The organism is Bacillus sp. KNSH39, assembly GCF_052656585.1.
The window spans coordinates 4,370,062-4,387,500 of record NZ_JBQXYO010000001.1; the positions used below are offsets into that span (position 1 = coordinate 4,370,062).

17 protein-coding genes (1 of these 17 only partly in view) are annotated in these 17,439 nt (G+C 35.8%); 12 read left to right on the forward strand and 5 right to left on the reverse strand.

Annotated elements, in window-relative coordinates:
- The first annotated feature begins 86 nt into the window (after positions 1-86).
- Complete coding sequence (gene mutY / locus ACUL40_RS22335) at positions 87-1,184, forward strand: A/G-specific adenine glycosylase (protein ID WP_000171397.1); 1,098 nt, start codon at positions 87-89, stop codon at positions 1,182-1,184.
- A gap of 34 nt (positions 1,185-1,218) precedes the next feature.
- Here mutY and ACUL40_RS22340 read toward each other — a convergent pair whose 3' ends face one another.
- Complete coding sequence (locus ACUL40_RS22340) at positions 1,219-1,443, reverse strand: hypothetical protein (protein ID WP_000275436.1); 225 nt, start codon at positions 1,441-1,443, stop codon at positions 1,219-1,221.
- Between the two features lie 125 nt (positions 1,444-1,568).
- Between ACUL40_RS22340 and ACUL40_RS22345 the strand changes: the two genes are divergently transcribed.
- From ACUL40_RS22345 to ACUL40_RS22360, 4 genes are all read left to right on the forward strand, one after another.
- The gene (locus ACUL40_RS22345; protein WP_000039035.1) at positions 1,569-1,850 is read left to right on the forward strand and encodes a gamma-type small acid-soluble spore protein; all 282 of its coding nucleotides are present in this window, start codon (positions 1,569-1,571) and stop codon (positions 1,848-1,850) included.
- A 188-nt stretch (positions 1,851-2,038) separates the two neighbouring features.
- Entirely contained in the window at positions 2,039-2,299 is a 261-nt protein-coding gene (locus ACUL40_RS22350) for a YgaB family protein (protein ID WP_000997575.1), read from the forward strand.
- Between the two features lie 274 nt (positions 2,300-2,573).
- Positions 2,574-3,104, forward strand: a complete 531-nt coding sequence (gene ntdP / locus ACUL40_RS22355) for a nucleoside tri-diphosphate phosphatase (protein ID WP_000506622.1) — start codon at positions 2,574-2,576, stop codon at positions 3,102-3,104.
- 54 nt (positions 3,105-3,158) lie between these two features.
- A complete protein-coding gene (locus tag ACUL40_RS22360; protein ID WP_001161599.1) occupies positions 3,159-4,919 on the forward strand; it encodes an ABC transporter ATP-binding protein in 1,761 nt (586 codons plus the stop codon).
- A gap of 14 nt (positions 4,920-4,933) precedes the next feature.
- Here the strand turns inward: ACUL40_RS22360 and ACUL40_RS22365 are convergent, their stop codons facing one another.
- The 3 genes from ACUL40_RS22365 to hemL form a co-directional block, all read right to left on the reverse strand.
- Positions 4,934-6,022 carry an aromatic acid exporter family protein gene (locus ACUL40_RS22365; RefSeq protein ID WP_000765787.1) on the reverse strand — a complete coding sequence of 363 codons (1,089 nt, stop codon included), beginning with the start codon at positions 6,020-6,022 and terminating at the stop codon, positions 4,934-4,936.
- A 356-nt stretch (positions 6,023-6,378) separates the two neighbouring features.
- Positions 6,379-10,815, reverse strand: a complete 4,437-nt coding sequence (locus ACUL40_RS22370) for a glutamate synthase-related protein (RefSeq protein ID WP_000932764.1) — start codon at positions 10,813-10,815, stop codon at positions 6,379-6,381.
- A 198-nt stretch (positions 10,816-11,013) separates the two neighbouring features.
- Positions 11,014-12,312, reverse strand: coding sequence for a glutamate-1-semialdehyde-2,1-aminomutase (gene hemL, locus ACUL40_RS22375; protein WP_001011863.1), 1,299 nt, complete (start codon positions 12,310-12,312; stop codon positions 11,014-11,016).
- A gap of 127 nt (positions 12,313-12,439) precedes the next feature.
- Here hemL and ACUL40_RS22380 point away from each other — a divergent pair, with 127 nt between their 5' ends.
- The 7 genes from ACUL40_RS22380 to ACUL40_RS22410 all read left to right on the forward strand — a co-directional run bounded on the left by ACUL40_RS22380 (position 12,440) and on the right by ACUL40_RS22410 (position 17,323).
- Complete coding sequence (locus tag ACUL40_RS22380; RefSeq protein WP_000843655.1) at positions 12,440-13,453, forward strand: ABC transporter ATP-binding protein; 1,014 nt, start codon at positions 12,440-12,442, stop codon at positions 13,451-13,453.
- The gene (locus ACUL40_RS22385; protein ID WP_000521519.1) at positions 13,446-14,237 is read left to right on the forward strand and encodes an ABC transporter permease; all 792 of its coding nucleotides are present in this window, start codon (positions 13,446-13,448) and stop codon (positions 14,235-14,237) included. Before ACUL40_RS22380 ends, ACUL40_RS22385 begins: the two co-directional genes overlap by 8 nt.
- A 4-nt stretch (positions 14,238-14,241) precedes the next feature.
- Positions 14,242-15,027 (forward strand): ABC transporter permease, encoded by a 786-nt coding sequence (locus ACUL40_RS22390; protein WP_445422999.1) that lies wholly within the window; start codon positions 14,242-14,244, stop codon positions 15,025-15,027.
- Between the two features lie 72 nt (positions 15,028-15,099).
- Positions 15,100-15,504 (forward strand): potassium channel family protein, encoded by a 405-nt coding sequence (locus ACUL40_RS22395; protein ID WP_000964343.1) that lies wholly within the window; start codon positions 15,100-15,102, stop codon positions 15,502-15,504.
- 44 nt (positions 15,505-15,548) lie between these two features.
- Complete coding sequence (gene bcp / locus ACUL40_RS22400) at positions 15,549-16,004, forward strand: thioredoxin-dependent thiol peroxidase (RefSeq protein ID WP_000633710.1); 456 nt, start codon at positions 15,549-15,551, stop codon at positions 16,002-16,004.
- Between the two features lie 300 nt (positions 16,005-16,304).
- Positions 16,305-16,733: a peroxide-responsive transcriptional repressor PerR gene (perR, locus tag ACUL40_RS22405; RefSeq protein ID WP_000237829.1), complete on the forward strand. Its 429-nt coding sequence runs from the start codon at positions 16,305-16,307 to the stop codon at positions 16,731-16,733.
- Positions 16,734-16,903: 170 nt separating this feature from the next.
- Positions 16,904-17,323, forward strand: a complete 420-nt coding sequence (locus ACUL40_RS22410; RefSeq protein WP_000759735.1) for a GNAT family N-acetyltransferase — start codon at positions 16,904-16,906, stop codon at positions 17,321-17,323.
- 106 nt (positions 17,324-17,429) lie between these two features.
- On the opposite strand, the gene ACUL40_RS22415 is transcribed toward ACUL40_RS22410, so the two are convergent.
- Positions 17,430-17,439, reverse strand: partial view of a YgzB family protein gene (locus ACUL40_RS22415; protein ID WP_000025058.1) — the 3' end only. Its footprint extends 347 nt past the window's final position; the window shows 10 of its 357 coding nt (coding positions 348-357); its start codon lies off the right edge, out of view; the stop codon is at positions 17,430-17,432.

The window sequence follows — 17,439 nt, forward strand, 5'->3', positions numbered from 1 at the left end:
TTCTATTTCCTATGTCATCTTACTTAAATTTTTTCCTAAAATCTTTATAATAGTACTTATATGCAAAAAAATGAGGGGGATCAAGTTTGACACTTGAAATACTAAACAATTTTAATATAGAGCAGTTTCAAAATGATTTAATTGGTTGGTTTGAAGAAGAACAGCGTGACTTACCGTGGAGAAAGAATAAAGATCCATACCGTGTTTGGGTTTCTGAAATTATGTTGCAGCAAACAAGAGTAGAAGCTGTAAAACCATATTACGCAAATTTTATGGGGAAGTTTCCTACACTTGAAGCGTTAGCGAACGCAGATGATGAAGAAGTATTAAAAGCATGGGAAGGTTTAGGATATTATTCTAGAGCACGTAATTTACATGCGGCAGTAAAAGAGGTAAAAGAAGTATACGGCGGGGTTGTACCAAGTGATGTAAAGAAAATTGAAAAGTTAAAAGGAGTAGGACCATATACAAAAGGTGCTATTTTAAGTATCGCATATGGTATACCAGAGCCGGCAGTTGATGGAAATGTTATGCGTGTATTATCTCGTATTTTATCAGTATGGGATGATATTGCAAAACCAAAGACTCGAAAAGTTTTTGAAGAGATTGTGCGTGAAATTATTTCAGTAGAAAACCCATCTTATTTTAATCAAGGATTGATGGAATTAGGTGCATTGATTTGTATTCCTAAAAATCCATCGTGCTTACTTTGTCCTGTGCGTGAGCATTGCAGAGGATATGCTGAAGGTGTTCAAAAAGAATTACCAGTAAAGAGTAAAGCGAAAGCTCCTAAAATGGTACCTATTGTTGCAGGCGTACTTCAAACTGAAGACGGTCGTTACGTTATTAATAAACGTCCAAGTACAGGTTTGTTAGCTAACATGTGGGAGTTTCCTAATGCTGAACTTGGAGAAGGTATTCGAAATCAGAAGGAACAGCTTATAGATTATATGAAAGAAAAATTTGAGCTCGAGGTTTCTATTGATGAATACGCAATGAATGTACAACATACGTTTACACATCGTACTTGGGATATATTTGTATTTTACGGAAAAGTAACCGGTAATATTGTTGATACAGATACATTAAAATTTGTATCGAAAGAGGTATTTGAGCAATTACCTTTCTCAAAATCACACCGTACTATTTATGAAAATTGTGTGGAGAAAATTACAATGCAATAAATAAAAAAGTGTTCCCAATCTAGGGAACACTTTTTTAATCGTAAGAAATTTTTGTCCCATGAGTCCAACTAGCTTCACCTTCTTGTAAGCCGCCTCTTGATTCAATTTCTACTACAATTTCTTTGTAAATACTCTGCCCTTCTACATTTAAATAAGGCAGAACCTGTTGTAGTGAGTGATGAAAATAAGCTAATTCATCTTCTTTCCATTCATTTTTTGAAATCATCGTTAGTTCAGTCATATCGCGTCCTATATACATATTTCCACCTCCATTTCTTATAGTTTGAATAAGTAACAAAAGATATATGCGGAAATTATTCAAAAGAAAATTACGGATAGCTTCTAAGTGAATTGGTTACATTATTGATTGTGGAGGTGAGAAAGATGAGTAAAAAACAACAAGGTTATAACAAGGCAACTTCTGGTGCTAGCATTCAAAGTACAAATGCTAGTTATGGTACAGAATTTGCTACTGAAACAAATGTACAAGCAGTAAAACAAGCAAACGCACAATCAGAAGCAAAGAAAGCACAAGCTTCTGGTGCACAAAGTGCAAACGCTAGTTATGGTACAGAATTTGCAACTGAAACAGACGTGCATGCTGTGAAAAAACAAAATGCTAAGTCAGCTGCAAAACAATCACAATCTTCTAGCTCAAATCAGTAATGAAAGAAAAACACTTCTCTAATTCGGGAGAAGTGTTTTCTTTTTGCGTGGATCGTTGTAATGAAAAGAAAGCGAACGACATAACTTCTAATAAGTCAACAAATGTAGTCAAAGGAGAAGGAAGTTAACAATTAGAATTATGTAATTAGGAATAATAACTGATGAATAAGTCCAAAAGGGGGTAAGTAATGAACGATTTTGATAAGTTGGTAGGGGAGCAATTAGAAACGATGGATGAATTGTTAAAGTTACAAGCACATCTAGAGAAGTATCAACAAATTGAAATGAATGAAAAAGATACGTGCGATAAAAAAGAACTGCATTTTATCCGCCAGGAAATATATAGAACAGAAGTAGCGTTGAAGATGTTACATGAGAAATTTGAAGAGCAAACGAATAGTGTAATTCAATCTTTTGCAACTGAAAAAATGATTTCAAATTTAGGATAAGATATATTGTTATCTTTAGGTGAAAAGTCCTTCTTTGTATGGAAATAGAGAAGGGCTTTTTCTATTACATGTCCTCGCTTATAAATAATACAGTACAATCCTTTTATCTCCTAAGAAGCGGTGGGGCATAGTATTCAACGATAAACCTCCTACATATTCAGTTTGAAAAATAGAGTCTTATCCCTTTAGTTTTAAAATTTCGACAAAAAAGTTATAATAGAAAAAAAGTGAATGCCGTTCAAAGGGCATTTGCAGTTGAAAGAAGGGAGCATATATGGGATTTCCCAAAGAAGGAGAAAAAGTACAAATACATAGTTATAAACATAATGGCTCCATTCATAGAATGTGGGAAGAAACAACAATTTTAAAAGGGACACAGAGTCTTGTAATCGGAGCGAATGATCGTACAGTAGTTACAGAATCGGATGGCCGAACATGGATTACTCGTGAACCAGCAATTTGCTATTTTCATGCCAACTATTGGTTTAATGTGATTGGGATGCTTAGGGAAGATGGCGTATATTATTATTGTAATTTAAGCTCACCTTTTGCGTATGATCCTGAAGCATTAAAGTATATTGATTATGATTTAGATATTAAAGTATATCCAGATATGACATATACGCTTCTAGATGAAGATGAGTATGAAAAACATAGTGAAATTATGCAGTATCCACCTGTTATTGATACAATTTTAAAACGAAATGTAGCACATTTAACACAGTGGATTCATCAAAGAAAAGGTCCATTTGCACCAGATTTCGTAGATATGTGGTATGAACGATATTTAATGTACAGAAATTAAAACAAACCTGCAGGGGGCTTCCCGGCAGGTTTGTCCTATTAGAGGGGGGATTATGTGCAAGGCATAAAAAGATATTTACAATTTGTTAAACCATATCGGTGGCTTATTGCTATTACAATTATTATTGGACTAGTTAAGTTCGGTATCCCACTTATTATGCCGTGGTTATTAAAGTATATTATCGATGATGTAATTCAAGGCGCTGGCTCACTTCAAGATAAAACATCTCAATTAATAACAGCGATTGGAATTGCTTTCTTTATTTTTGCGGTATTAAGACCACCGATTGAATATTATCGTCAATATTTCGCCCAACGTATCGCAAATACAATACTGTATGATTTGCGGAAGCATATTTTCGGTCACTTACAAAAGTTAAGTTTACGTTATTACTCCAATACAAAAACAGGGGAGATTATTTCGCGTGTCATCCATGATGTAGAACAAACGAAAGATTTTGTAATTACTGGTTTGATGAACGTCTGGTTAGATACTGCAACAATTGCTATTGCTATCATTGTTATGTTTTCTATGAATATAAAATTAACATTTGTTGCGTTATTGATTTTACCTATTTATGTAATTGCAGTGAAATATTTTTTCGGACGTCTTCGGAAATTGACGAAAGAGCGTTCACAAGCGTTAGCGACGATGCAAGGGTATTTGCATGAACGTATTCAAGGAATGCAAGTGACACGTAGCTTTGCGTTAGAAGAGTATGAGGGGAAGCAGTTTGAAAAAAGAAATAATGAATTTTTAACGAAAGCATTAACCCATACAAGTTGGACGGCAAGAACATTTTCGGCAGTAAATACGTTAACCGATTTAGGTCCGTTACTTGTGATTGGTTTTGCAGCATATGAAGTAATTCAAGGACAGTTAACGCTAGGAACGATGGTAGCTTTTGTTGGATATATGGATAGTTTATATAGTCCGCTTCGCCGCCTTGTTAATTCATCTACAACATTAACACAATCTTTTGCATCGATGGACCGTGTGTTTGAACTGTTAGATGAAAAATACGATATTGTTAATGTGCCAAATGCGGTACAAACGAAAAAATTAAATGGAGAAATTGTATTTGACAATGTTTCTTTTCGTTATAATGTAGATGAAAAAGAGATATTACACAACTTGTCATTAACTATGCAGCCTGGAGAGAAAGTAGCGCTTGTAGGAGCAAGTGGGGGAGGAAAGTCATCTCTTGCTAGTTTGATCCCGCGTTTCTATGATGTTTCTGAAGGCACGGTTTATGTAGATGGCATAGATGTAAGAAAGTATAATATGAGAAATTTGCGTAGTCATATTGGAATTGTACTGCAAGATAATTTATTGTTTAGCGATACAATTGGAGCTAATATTTTATATGGAAATCCGAAGGCTACAGAGAAAGAGGTGATTGCAGCTGCTAAAGCTGCGCAAATTCATGATTTTATTATAGACTTACCAGATGGTTATAATACTGTCGTTGGAGAACGTGGTGTGAAGCTATCGGGCGGGCAAAGACAACGCGTGGCAATTGCACGAGTGTTTCTAAAGAATCCTTCGGTACTTATATTAGATGAAGCAACTTCAGCATTAGATTTAGAAAATGAAAGGTATATTCAAGAGGCGCTTCAGACGTTAGCTGCTGACCGGACAACGATTATAATTGCGCATCGATTAGCGACGATTACGCATGTTGATACGATTATTTACATTGAAGACGGTGAGATTAAAGAGACTGGTTCTCATGAAGAGTTAATGCAAAAAAGAGGATTTTATTACAATTTATATCAACTTCAACATATAACAGAAACAGCTCCTTTAGCATAAAAGGAGCTGTTTTTTTATTCGTCTTCTTTTTTATCATCGATTTGGAGTTCTTTTTCTGGTTTATGGTATGTGTAGAAGCTATCTACAAGCAAATCTAAATGCTCTACTTCTTCACTATAGTTAATGATGGAAGAAATAAGAGGGAAGAGATGTAACCATGTTTTATATGCTTCTTCATCGTCTTTATTTTGATATTCCATAAAGATATCAATTAATTCTTGTTTACCTGTTTCAACTTCATCAAGCATTTCGACTGATTGTTGTTTTTTTGCTTTACCAATAAATTTTAATAAAACTTGTTCATGATAATGCGTTAATGAGTCAAGTTCGTTTTGGATAGATTCCTGAAATTCTTCCGGCATATAGCGCAGTTCATTTTCAGTACGGTGTAATGATTTTAACGTACTTAAAGCACGGCTTGTTGTCGCTAACATTTGTCTGAATAAAACGAGCTTACGAATTTTTGCGAACTTTACTTTTTTCGTGTAGCTTCTTTCTTCTTTATACAGCAAATAGTAATGGTTTAGTTTGATCATTTTTTCTTTCATACGATCAATATCAGTTTTTAGCGTTGTAAAATCAGAAGCCTGCCTGCTATTCATTCGAATCCATTTTACAATTTCTTCTGTATTATCAACGATACGATGATAAAGTTTTGTTTCATATTTTGGCGGCATAAATACTAAATTTACAAGTGAAGCCGCAATAATACCAATCATAATCGTCGCAAATCGAAGTAAGGCAAAACTAAAGAAATCTTCGCCTTGATACTCCATAATGGCGATAACTGTTACTAAAGCAATTGATATTGTGTTTTCTAATCGTAATTGTAATGTAAGAGCAATTACTAATATACATGTTAATCCAATAATAAAAGGATTATGTCCAAAAGCAGTAGCAAATGCGATAGCAAATATCGCACCAATTACATTTGCTTGAATTTGTTCAAGTGCTGTTAAATAAGAACGGTATACAGACGGTTGAACAGCAAAGATAGCTGAAATTCCCGCAAATACCGGACTCGGTAATTGAAGTAAAATACAAGCAAATAAAGCTAACGTGATGGCAATACCCGTTTTTAAAATGCGAGCACCAAGTTTCATACCCTTAATAAGATCCTTTCTCTTGTCATAATGAATGTACAACATGATACTATACATTCATTACAATATGTTAGCAAGTGATATTTTAGTGACGTTAAAAGAAATTAGTGTTCATTTTATCCCGCTAATTGTGAGTAGTAAGATTCATGCCTCAAAATTCAGAAGCTGGATGCCGGTAAACGTCCGATTGGTGTAGGCTAATTAAAGTTTCACTTTATAATTTTTCCTAATTCCTTTTAAACATCAGTTTTTAGTAAAAAAACCTGCTGAATTTCAGCAGGTCTCAAATTGTTACTATAGATTACTATGAGAAGCGTACTTCGTCAATTTTTTCTTAATAATGAAAATTACTCATTTTACTCTGTTGAGATAGATGGATCTGCCTGTTCTTTTTTCGGGATAATCTCAAAAAACTTGTTCTGTATATCATCTAATAATGGTGTTAACAAAGCAACTTCCTCATATTGCTCGTGCTCGTTTAGTACACGAATATAGTCTAGCAATAATTCAGTTACATCTTTCAAACCATTTTTACTAATTGGTTGTAATGTAACATTTGCGCCTTTTGCGATTCTTCTTTTTAAGGCCTGTTCTGTTAAGCCTAAGTTTGAATCACGACGCAAATAAACAACACCGCCAGTCATGCCAGCGCAAATCCATGGACCAGGGTCACCTAAAACAAGCGCTCGCCCGTTTGTCATATATTCAAAAGCAAAACCTTTAATATTGGAGTATGCACCTATATTTCCTTGCTCTTTTTCACGGAGTGGTTTTGTTATTCTACCTCCAATTATCATGTCTGCCCCAGAAAGGCGAATGCCAGCGCGAGCATCAGCGTTCCCTTGTACGTATAGTGCCCCTTTTTGTGCACCATATCCAAATCCTTTTCCGACAGAACCGTTATAATATACTCCGTCTTTTCCTTTTGATTTCGTTATATAAATCCCACCACCAAAGGAAGTTTTACCAATGCCATCTTGTGCGCCGCCATTTACGTGTATAAATAAATTTTCACTATTGTAAGCACCTAACCCATTTCCGGGAATAGAACCATTCGTATACTTTAATGTAAGTGGTTCAAGTTGAGTAGCTTCATATAGTTTACTGCGAACGCGATAACATGATTCTAGACCACCCATAACGCGTTGCTCTACACCAACGCCTACCAATTCTTTTGAGTCAGCGGAATGAACTGTCTTAAATTGTTTTTCCGGTACGCCTTCTGTTGTTGTAACAGATGGATGTTCTATTATTTGTAGTAAATTACGTAAGTTTAATAAATTTTCGCCTCGAACTTGCTCTAATAAATCAGAACGCCCAACAATTGCTTGTAAATTTGTATAACCAAGCTGTCCTGTTAATCGTTTTAGTTCTACACCGAAAGAGGTGAATAAATTTAGCAGGCCAGCAACTGCGCTTTCTAATTCGCGTGGGACGAAGCGGCGTAACCCATGTTCTTTTGCTTGTGCTTCAGACTCGATTTGTGTCGCAATTCCAACATGGCAAGTATCTAGATGGCACCCACGGCAAGTAGTACAGCCGATTGCAATCATTGATAGTGTGCCAAATCCAATACGGTTTGCTCCGAGGAGCATGATTTTCAAGGCATCATTTACACTTCGAATACCACCATCTGCCCAAATCTCTACTTTATGTCTCATGCTTGCTTCTAATAAAGCGTTGTGAGCGGCTTTAACACCAATTTCTACAGGGAGACCTACATGCTGCAATGCGTGAATACGTGCAGCGCCTGTTCCGCCATCGAATCCGCTAATGTTAATAAAATCAGCGCCAGCTTTGGCGATACCGACAGCAATTGTTCCGATATTAGGAACAACAGGGACTTTCACGGCTACTTTGGCAAGTTGATTAGCTGTTTTAATTTCTGTAATCATTTGAGCTAAATCTTCAATTGAATAAATATCATGGTTATTAGAAGGCGAAATTAAATCTGAGCCGATTGTCGCATTACGTGCTTCAGCGATTTTGGCTGTCACTTTTGAACCAGGTAAATGCCCACCTTCCCCAGGCTTTGCGCCTTGACCGATTTTGATTTCAATTAAGTTTGATGAGTTTAGTAGTTCGGCATTTACTCCAAATCGCCCAGATGCTACTTGTTGTCCACGTGTATGTGGATATTTTCCAATCATATCTTTAATTTCGCCGCCTTCACCGTTCAAGCTAATCATATTTAGCTGATCGGCTGCTTCTGCATATGCGCGAAAGGCAATTTCGTTTTGAGAACCAAATGACATAGAACTAATAATAAATGGTAAATTATGATTTTTGATGCCGATAGATACTTCTTCAGTTGGAACGACATGTTTTGTTTGTTTCGTTTGAACAAGGTGTCTGATTGCGATTGGATTATTCTCTTCTAGTTCACTTAACTTGTCACGGTAATCATCATAAGAATTTCCTTTTGCAACATCGCCGATTGCTTTCCAAATTCGCGGGAATATATGAAATGATTTTCGCATTCTAATTTTAGGATTGTTATAATCCTCTGCTCGTATTTTTGCATCTTCAACAAGTGATTCAAGTGAAAAGGCTAAATCATTTGAACCGAAGAAATTTGTAATCTGTAATATATTTGCGATTTCTTCATGTAATCCAATAGATGAATAGAGACGTCCGTAACCACGTAACTCATGAATTCCAATTGTTGAAATGACTTTTTCTAATCCTTTATTAAGTGCATTATATAGATTCGTAATTGGTGTTTTTGTTCCATCATTTACAGTCGCGAATAATAAATATGGATTAATACCATCTGCTCCTAATCCATATAGCGTGACAATGTCATGTAAGGAGCGAAGAGCACCAGAACGTATAACGAGAGAACAATTGCGGCGTAATTTATTTTCACTTAATGCTTGATGTACTTTAGCAGTAACTAAATGTGGATCAATCCACAATCGTTCATTTAGATGGGCTTTGGCGTCATCTAATACTAGTAGGGAAGCGCCATTGTTAACAGCAGCTATCGCTTCAGAACTAATGCGGCTTAATGCGCATTGCAGAGTTTCTGACGAGCTGAATGTAGCAGAGATTGTGGCGATAGAGTTATGAGTCTTAAATAGCTCTATGAGTTGTTCGTACGTAATTGTGTGTAATTCCTCTGCAATAGGTTGTGCCACGCTGCCTTCTAAAATAATTGGTGAAAGCATTTCAACTACAAATGGCCGTTTTGCGCCGCTTAATAAACTTGGACGCTCTCCAAGTACAGTACGTGTAGAGAAGTGTTCAATTTCACGGTCACGGTCAATTGCAGGGTTTGTAACAACAGCTACACTTTCTTTAATAAAGTCAGCGATATTTCGTCTATCAGTATCGAGTGCGGCAAGTGGTGAGTCATGCCCAAGTGAGCGTATTGGCTCAACGCCTTTTGTTGCCATCTGTTCAAGAAGTTGAATATGTTCTCGGTCCCATCCGAAAGCGACGTATTGTTTCGTTTCAACTTGAACAGAATCACATAGCCCTTGGATTTTTTTCGTTTCAGGGATAGATAAATTTAAATGGTAATTGGTAGTATCAATTCGCTTTTTAAAACGGTTATATACTTGGATTTGATATTTGTCATATTCATAAAGAACAAGTTCATCTTGTTCATTCCATTTTAATCCGACTTTTTCTCCAGGAGCGAGTGGTTTTGGTTCTGCTACATATTTAGTTGGTGATACAACTCCAGGTTCAGAAGAGAAAATATAAGAGCTCTCTGTCTCTACTTTCCATACTGGGCGTAATCCAAGGGAATCAACGCTGAAAACAGCTTCATCTTTAAAACGGGAAATGATGCCAGCTGGTCCTTGTGCAAAATGTCCCCATGCTTCACGTATATACGTATATAAATCTTGTAAAGGTGTTTCATAAAGTTTAATTTCATTAATAATTGGTGGGAATAGAATTTCCATTGCTTCAAATAAGCTGTAGCCGTATTGAACAAGTAGGGTTTCTAAGGTGCGGTTTAAATCTTGAGAGTCACTGCCTCCTGCAGTAAGTGGTACATCAATCATTTCAGCTTGATCGCGTAATTTCGCAATTGTGTTAATTTCACCATTATGTCCGAGAATGCTAAATGGTTGTACACGAAAAAAATTAGATAATGTATTAGTAGAGTAGCGGTTATGTCCTAATGTCATAGTTGAAGCGATAAGCGGATGTTGTAAATCATTATAGTAGGCAACAAGCGTATCACCAGCACCTAGAACTTTATATACAACATGATCATGACTTAATGAAGCAACATGAATTGCTTCGTTTTCCTCTATTTTTATTGTGACAGAAAATAATGTTTGCTCAATATTTATAATTTCGTTTTCTGCGATAAGGGCAACTTGCCAAAATAAAGGTTCTTCTTGTTTACCAAGTGGACCGAGCGCATCTGAGTTTGTTGCATCGTCACTTTCGAAAATAATAGTAAAGTTTTTGTTGTTTAATTGCGTACGAATATAATCTTTTAAGGCAGTAATGTTTTCTTTTTTATTTAGAAAAAAATGTCCAACGATAAAGTGGGGATGATCCACAATCGTTGGATTATATCCGCTACTTTTTAGTTTTTCATTCCAAAGTGTTTTTGGTATATCAATGTGAATGCCGATGCCATCGCCCTCGCCATTAATGAAACCAGCTCTATGATTCATTTTGACGAGTGATTGTATGCAAAGGTCAATGTTTTCTTTTGTAGCAATTTTTCGTTTCTCCATAACGGAAACGATTCCACACGCATCATGTTCTGCATTTCTATAATCTCGAAATAAAGACGGTGTCCATGTATTTTTTTTATTGAGCATCCGTCAATCCCCCCTCTTGTAAAAGTTAGAATAATCTTACTATTTAAGGCGCAAATCACCTTGTACACAGAGATAGTAATGCTGTAAAAGAATATAAAACAGATAATTATGAATAATTATACTATTAATACGTAATTTATGAAATAGAAAAAAGGAAAAAAGAAAGGTGAGCTTTCTTTTTTCCTTTTAATGACGGGATTATTTATTGTCTGCTAGGGCAGCAAATGCTCTGCCGACAGCTTCGATTGTATATTCAATATCTTCTTTTGTATGTTCTGTAGTTAAGAACCATGCCTCGTATTTAGAAGGTGCTAAGTTAACTCCTTCTTGAAGCATAAGCTTGAAGAATTTACCGAACATTTCACCGTCTGTATCTTGTGCGGCATCGTAATCTTCAATTGTATTAGTTGTGAAGTATACAGTTAAAGCCCCTTTTAGACGATTTAATGTAATGTCGATATTATGTTTCGCTGCTTGCTCTAAAATTCCTTTTTCAAGCATTGCACCAAGTTCATCTAATTTCTCATAAAGCCCTTCTTGTTGAAGTACTTCTAGACAAGCGATACCTGATGCCATAGAAGCAGGGTTTCCTGCCATTGTACCAGCTTGGTATGCAGGTCCAAGCGGAGCAACTTGTTCCATAATTTCTTTCTTACCACCGTAAGCACCGATTGGTAAGCCACCGCCAATAACTTTACCAAGCGCTGTTAAGTCAGGTGTAACACCAAGTAAGTCTTGAGCACCGCCGTACATAAAGCGAAAAGCAGTAATAACTTCATCATAAATTACTAGTGCGCCAGCTTCGTGAACAAGTTCATTCACTTTTTCAAGGAATCCAGGTTTAGGCTCTACAATACCGAAGTTTCCAACGATCGGTTCTACAAGGATAGCTGCTACTTCATGACCCCATTTATCTAAAGCTTCTTTTAAAGTTTCTACATTGTTAAATGGAACGGTAATAACTTCTTGTGCGATACTTTGTGGTACGCCAGCTGAGTCAGGAGTTCCTAAAGTAGAAGGGCCAGATCCAGCTGCCACAAGTACTAAATCAGAATGACCGTGGTAACAACCAGCAAATTTCATGATTTTTGTGCGACCTGTATAAGCACGAGCAACACGAATCGTTGTCATCACTGCTTCTGTACCAGAGTTTACGAAACGGACTTTATCTAATGCAGGCATTGCTTCTTTTAACATTTTTGCGAATTTTACCTCTAGCGCTGTTGGTGTTCCATAAAGTACCCCATTTTCAGCAGCTGTTGTAATTGCTTTTGTTATATGCGGATGAGCATGTCCAGTAATAATAGGACCGTATGCTGCTAAATAATCGATATATTTATTTCCGTCTACATCCCAGAAATAAGCGCCTTTCCCACGTTCCATAGCAACAGGAGCGCCGCCGCCAACTGCTTTAAAAGAACGAGAAGGACTGTTAACACCGCCAACGATATGCTCTAAAGCTTCTTTATGTAATGCTTCTGACTTTGTGAAATTCACTACAATTCATCTCCTTACAAAAATCTATGTATTATTCTAACATGTTTTTCGAAAAGACGTATTGTTTGTGATAGCGAAGGCAGTTGGGTAAACTATTCGTTGTGACATTTAGGAGGGGGGTCCGATTATGAAATCGGTAATTGAGGTACAAGGGTTACGTAAAGAGTTTACAGCCTATTCAAGTCGTCCGGGCTTAAAGGGTGCATTTCGCGATTTATTAAATCGTAATTATAAAATAGTACCAGCAGTAAATGATGTATCTTTTACTGTAAAGCAAGGTGAAATGGTTGGTTATATCGGTGAGAACGGTGCTGGTAAATCAACAACAATTAAAATGCTTACGGGGATTTTAACTCCGACATCAGGGCAAATCACAGTAAATGGAATGAACCCACATAAACAAAGAGAAGAATTTGTAAGAACAATTGGTGTTGTTTTTGGACAGCGTTCGCAACTTTGGTGGGATATTGCAGTACAAGAATCGTTTCGTTTATTAAAGAAAGTGTATGGTGTATCAGACGCTCAGTATAAGGAGCATATGGAGCACGTAATTGAAACGTTAGATATAGGTCCCTTATTAGATAAACCAGTTCGAAAATTATCTCTTGGTCAAAGGATGCGTTGTGAATTAGCGGCAGCCTTAATTCATAATCCACCGTTATTATTTTTAGATGAGCCAACAATTGGGTTAGATGTACTTGTGAAATTGAAAATACGTGAATTTTTAAAAGAAATGAATGAACGTTATAAAACAACAATTTTATTAACAACACACGATATTACTGATATTGAAGCTTTATGTGAGCGCGTTATCATGCTGGATGAAGGAAATATTATGTATGACGGTTCTTTAAATAATCTTCGTACGCAGTGGGGAGCGGAGAAGGAAATTCACTTTCAGTTTGTTGCACCAGTTTCCTATCAGGCTTTATCAATGGTTATGCCAGATAATCATGTCGTTTGGTCGAAAGCAAAAGAGGAAAATGCATGGGTTGCAAAAATTCCGAATGAAGAAGTTATTATTTCAATGCTTATTTCTAAAGTAGTACAAGCCTTTCAAATTAAAGATTTAAAAATTAACGAAGTGTCTACAGAGGAAATTATTCGTAACATTTATGAAGAAGGTATTACGCATGGGTAAGTATATTGAAATGATTCGAATTCGCTTTTTAATGATGCTTGCGTATCGTACAAATTACTATAGCGGGATTTTAATTTATACGATTAATATCGGTGCTTACTATTTTTTATGGCAAGCAATTTATAGCGGAAAAGAGAATATTGAAAGTTTATCTATTTCGCAAATGACCACGTATATCGCAATAGCGTGGATGGCACGTGCCTTCTATTTTAATAATATAGATAGGGAAATTGCGATGGAGATTCAAGAAGGACGTGTGGCTGTAGAATTAATTCGTCCGTATAACTATTTGGGAATGAAAGTTATGCAAGGTCTTGGCGAGGGAATATTCCGTTTTGCCTTCTTTTCCATTCCAGGCATGGTTATCGTTACGTTATTATTTTCGTTGCAAATTACAACAAATTTTCAAACTTGGTTATATTTCTTCTTATCTTTAATATTTAGTTTTATTATTAATACACAAATTAATTTAATGACGGGAATGCTTACGTTTTTCCTATTTAATAATAGTGGGATTATGTATGCAAAACGCGTTGTTATTGATTTATTTTCAGGTCTATTATTACCAATTAGTTTTTATCCGCTATGGGCCCAAAAAGCAATGATGTTTTTACCGTTTCAGGCTATTAGTTATATTCCAAGTATGATTTTTTCTGAAGGCATACAGGGGAGTAAGTTGTATGAGGCTTTAGTATTTCAAGTGATTTGGGCGATTGTACTTATTATTCCAATTGTACTCATGTGGAGAACGGCGAGAAAACGTCTAATTGTACAAGGGGGATGATGAGATGCTATATATAAACTTATTTTTACAATATGCAAGTCAATATATAAAAACAAAATTGGAGTATCGAGGCGATTTTATCGTTGGTTTACTTTCTGATTTATCGCTTCAAGCAATTAATTTAATATTTATTCTCGTTGTATTTGGGCATACACAAGCATTGAAGGGATGGAGTCGAGAAGAAGTAATCTTTATTTATGGTTTCTTTTTAGTACCATTTGCCATCTTTTCAGCTTTCTTTAATATATGGGATTTTAATGATCGATACATTATTAAAGGGGAGATGGATCGTGTATTAACGCGGCCGATCCATAGCCTATTTCAAATTATATTAGAAAGAATGGAACTTGAATCTTTAATTGGAGCTATTACAGGGATTGTTGTAATGGGATATGCAGCTGTGGAGTTACAATTATCTTTTTACTGGTATGATTTCTTCTTATTTATATTGATGGTAGGAGGGGGAGCACTTGTATATGGAGGGATATTTGTTACGCTGGCGAGCCTTGGTTTTTGGTCGGATGCGAAAAGTTCAATTATGCCTCTTATGTATAACATAGGTAATTACGGGCGCTATCCTGTTAATATTTATAATCGTGTAATTCGTTTCATTTTAACGTTTGTTTTACCGTTTGCGTTTGTTGGAGTATATCCAGCGGCATACTTTTTAAGAAAAACAGAATGGAATAGTTATGCATTTGCGACGCCAATTGTTGGTGTTATCTGTTTTACGATTGCAATCACCCTGTGGAACCAAGGGGTAAAAAGGTATCGTGGCGCGGGTAATTAATTATAGAAGCTTGTTCGTTTCTAAGGGATAAATCAGTTCTCCACCTCATACATATAAAATGAGGTGGAGGACATGTTATGGGGATTTATTCTATTAATTGCAGCAATCGCTATTTTGAAAAGTGTCCAATTATTATGGAGTTCCTATTCGGATTCAACGCGTTTTTTTTCGCTCTATAATTTGGCCACATTATTTTTAATCTATACAACAGTACTAATCGCATTTGGATTAAGTTACGTTGTATTAGAGGAAATGGGTTTCGCAGTTTTGAAAGAGGACGGAGAAAGTTTGAACGCTCATTCTTTTCAACTCGTCGAAGTTTGTTTATATTTTAGCGCAGTTACTCTATTGTCTGTTGGATATGGTGACATATCTCCGATTGGAATTGGGCGATGGATTGCAATCGCAGAAGCGCTAATTGGATATACACTCCCTTTTGCTTTTGTGATGAGGTCTGTAATAGACAATGAAAAATAAGGAAGCATTTGTTATAGTAAAGGAAAAGAGTAGGAGTGATAACTATGATTACAGTAGGAGAAATGGCACCAGAATTCACATTAGAGGGAAGTAACGGAGAAGAAGTTCGCCTAGCTGATTTCCGCGGTAAAAATGTAGTTCTCTATTTTTATCCGAAAGATATGACGCCAGGATGTACAACTGAAGCATGTGATTTTCGTGATGCGTATGGAGTATTTCAAGAGAAGGATACGGTTATTCTTGGAGTAAGTCCTGATTCAGCGAATAGACATTTGAAATTCATTGAGAAACATGAATTGCCATTTACACTTTTAGTAGATGAAGATCATAAAGTAGCAGAGTTATACGATGTTTGGAAGTTAAAAAAGAACTTTGGGAAAGAGTATATGGGAATCGAGCGTTCTACATTCCTTATTAATAAAGACGGTGAACTTGTAAAAGAGTGGCGTAAAGTGAAAGTGAAAGGACATATTGAGGATGTTCTTTCTTATATAAAATAAATCTACATTGGAGATAAAATATGCAGAAACAAGGCAAGTGTCTATACATATTTTACTGCCTTACATAAAGTGGAAGTGTAGGGCATACCTCCTCAGATGATAGTATTCCAAGTGCGATTATGTCGCACTTTTTTCTATGGAATATATGAAGAAAAAAGGGAAAGATACATAAAAACAAGTCCTGAATATAAAAATAAACTACATACTTATAGTAGAAATATTGACGATTTATAAGAAAAGGAGTACACTCTTTATAAGAATTATAAAATAATAATCCGTATAGAATCGGGGTGCATGACGGTGGTCAAAGAAGAATTAAAAGAAGCGCTAGAAATGCTGAAAAATACGGGTGTACGCATTACTCCACAGCGTCATGCTATTTTAGAGTACCTTGTGGAATCAATGACGCACCCAACAGCGGATGATATTTATAAAGCATTAGAAGGTAAGTTTCCAAATATGAGTGTTGCAACTGTCTATAATAACTTACGTGTGTTTAAAGAGGTTGGACTTGTAAAGGAATTAACTTATGGAGACGCTTCAAGTAGATTTGATTATGTTACAAGTCAACATTATCATGTGATTTGCGAAAAATGTGGTAAGATTGTTGATTTTCCTTATGGAGGCTTGGAAAAGCTGGAAGAGGAAGCTGCGAAAACGACAGGCTTCGTTATCAATAGTCATCGCTTAGAAATTTATGGCGTTTGTCCAGAGTGTCATAAGGCGTAATATATAATAAAGAAAGAGGCTGACGGCTATACGTCAGCCTCTTTCTTTATTATATAAGGATTAGCGTGAGGTTAATCGGGATTTACAGTGCTAAGTTAGTAAGAAGGGTTAGATAAAAGTTTGTCGAATTTACTTTGTATTGGTGGAAATGAATTCTTGGAGGGGACATTTTGAAGAAATATGAGATTAAAAATAACATTCCAACATTGGAAGAATATAAATATTTATGTGATTCTGTGGGATGGACTAACTATATGAACTTTGAGGTGGCGGAAATATCACTTCAAAATTCGATTTACTGTATAACAGTCAAGGATAATAATCAAATCATCGGCATGGGGAGAATTGTTGGTGATGGGGCTATCTATTTCTATATTCAAGATATAGTGGTTCATCCAGATTATCAAAAGAATGGTATTGGAAAGAAAATAATGAATACTTTAGTAGAATACTTAAATGGGAATACTCCAGATAAAGCATTCATTGGTTTGTTTGCGTCGCAAGGTAAAACATCATTCTACGAAAAATATGATTTTAAAGATTATTCGCCTAATATGACAGGGATGTTTACTGTTATTTCGAAAAAATAGGTGTAATAAATTTAATAAAACAATTAAAAAGTTGATTTTTTAAGAAATCAACTTTTTAATGAGTTGAAACGTTTGTAGTGTTGCAAATTCGTATTTCCCTTGATACTTATGATTTA

Excerpts from the sequence above, each read along its gene's own strand:
- ACUL40_RS22345 (WP_000039035.1), top strand. The coding sequence starts at position 1,569 with ATGAGTAAAAAACAACAAGGTTATAACAAGGCAACTTCTGGTGCTAGC.
- ACUL40_RS22365 (WP_000765787.1), bottom strand. The coding sequence starts at position 6,022 with ATGAAACTTGGTGCTCGCATTTTAAAAACGGGTATTGCCATCACGTTA.
- ACUL40_RS22340 (WP_000275436.1), bottom strand. The coding sequence starts at position 1,443 with ATGTATATAGGACGCGATATGACTGAACTAACGATGATTTCAAAAAAT.
- ACUL40_RS22370 (WP_000932764.1), bottom strand. The coding sequence starts at position 10,815 with ATGCTCAATAAAAAAAATACATGGACACCGTCTTTATTTCGAGATTAT.
- ACUL40_RS22390 (WP_445422999.1), top strand. The coding sequence starts at position 14,242 with ATGCTATATATAAACTTATTTTTACAATATGCAAGTCAATATATAAAA.
- ntdP (WP_000506622.1), top strand. The coding sequence starts at position 2,574 with ATGGGATTTCCCAAAGAAGGAGAAAAAGTACAAATACATAGTTATAAA.
- ACUL40_RS22395 (WP_000964343.1), top strand. The coding sequence starts at position 15,100 with ATGTTATGGGGATTTATTCTATTAATTGCAGCAATCGCTATTTTGAAA.
- ACUL40_RS22385 (WP_000521519.1), top strand. The coding sequence starts at position 13,446 with ATGGGTAAGTATATTGAAATGATTCGAATTCGCTTTTTAATGATGCTT.
- ACUL40_RS22350 (WP_000997575.1), top strand. The coding sequence starts at position 2,039 with ATGAACGATTTTGATAAGTTGGTAGGGGAGCAATTAGAAACGATGGAT.
- bcp (WP_000633710.1), top strand. The coding sequence starts at position 15,549 with ATGATTACAGTAGGAGAAATGGCACCAGAATTCACATTAGAGGGAAGT.
- ACUL40_RS22380 (WP_000843655.1), top strand. The coding sequence starts at position 12,440 with ATGAAATCGGTAATTGAGGTACAAGGGTTACGTAAAGAGTTTACAGCC.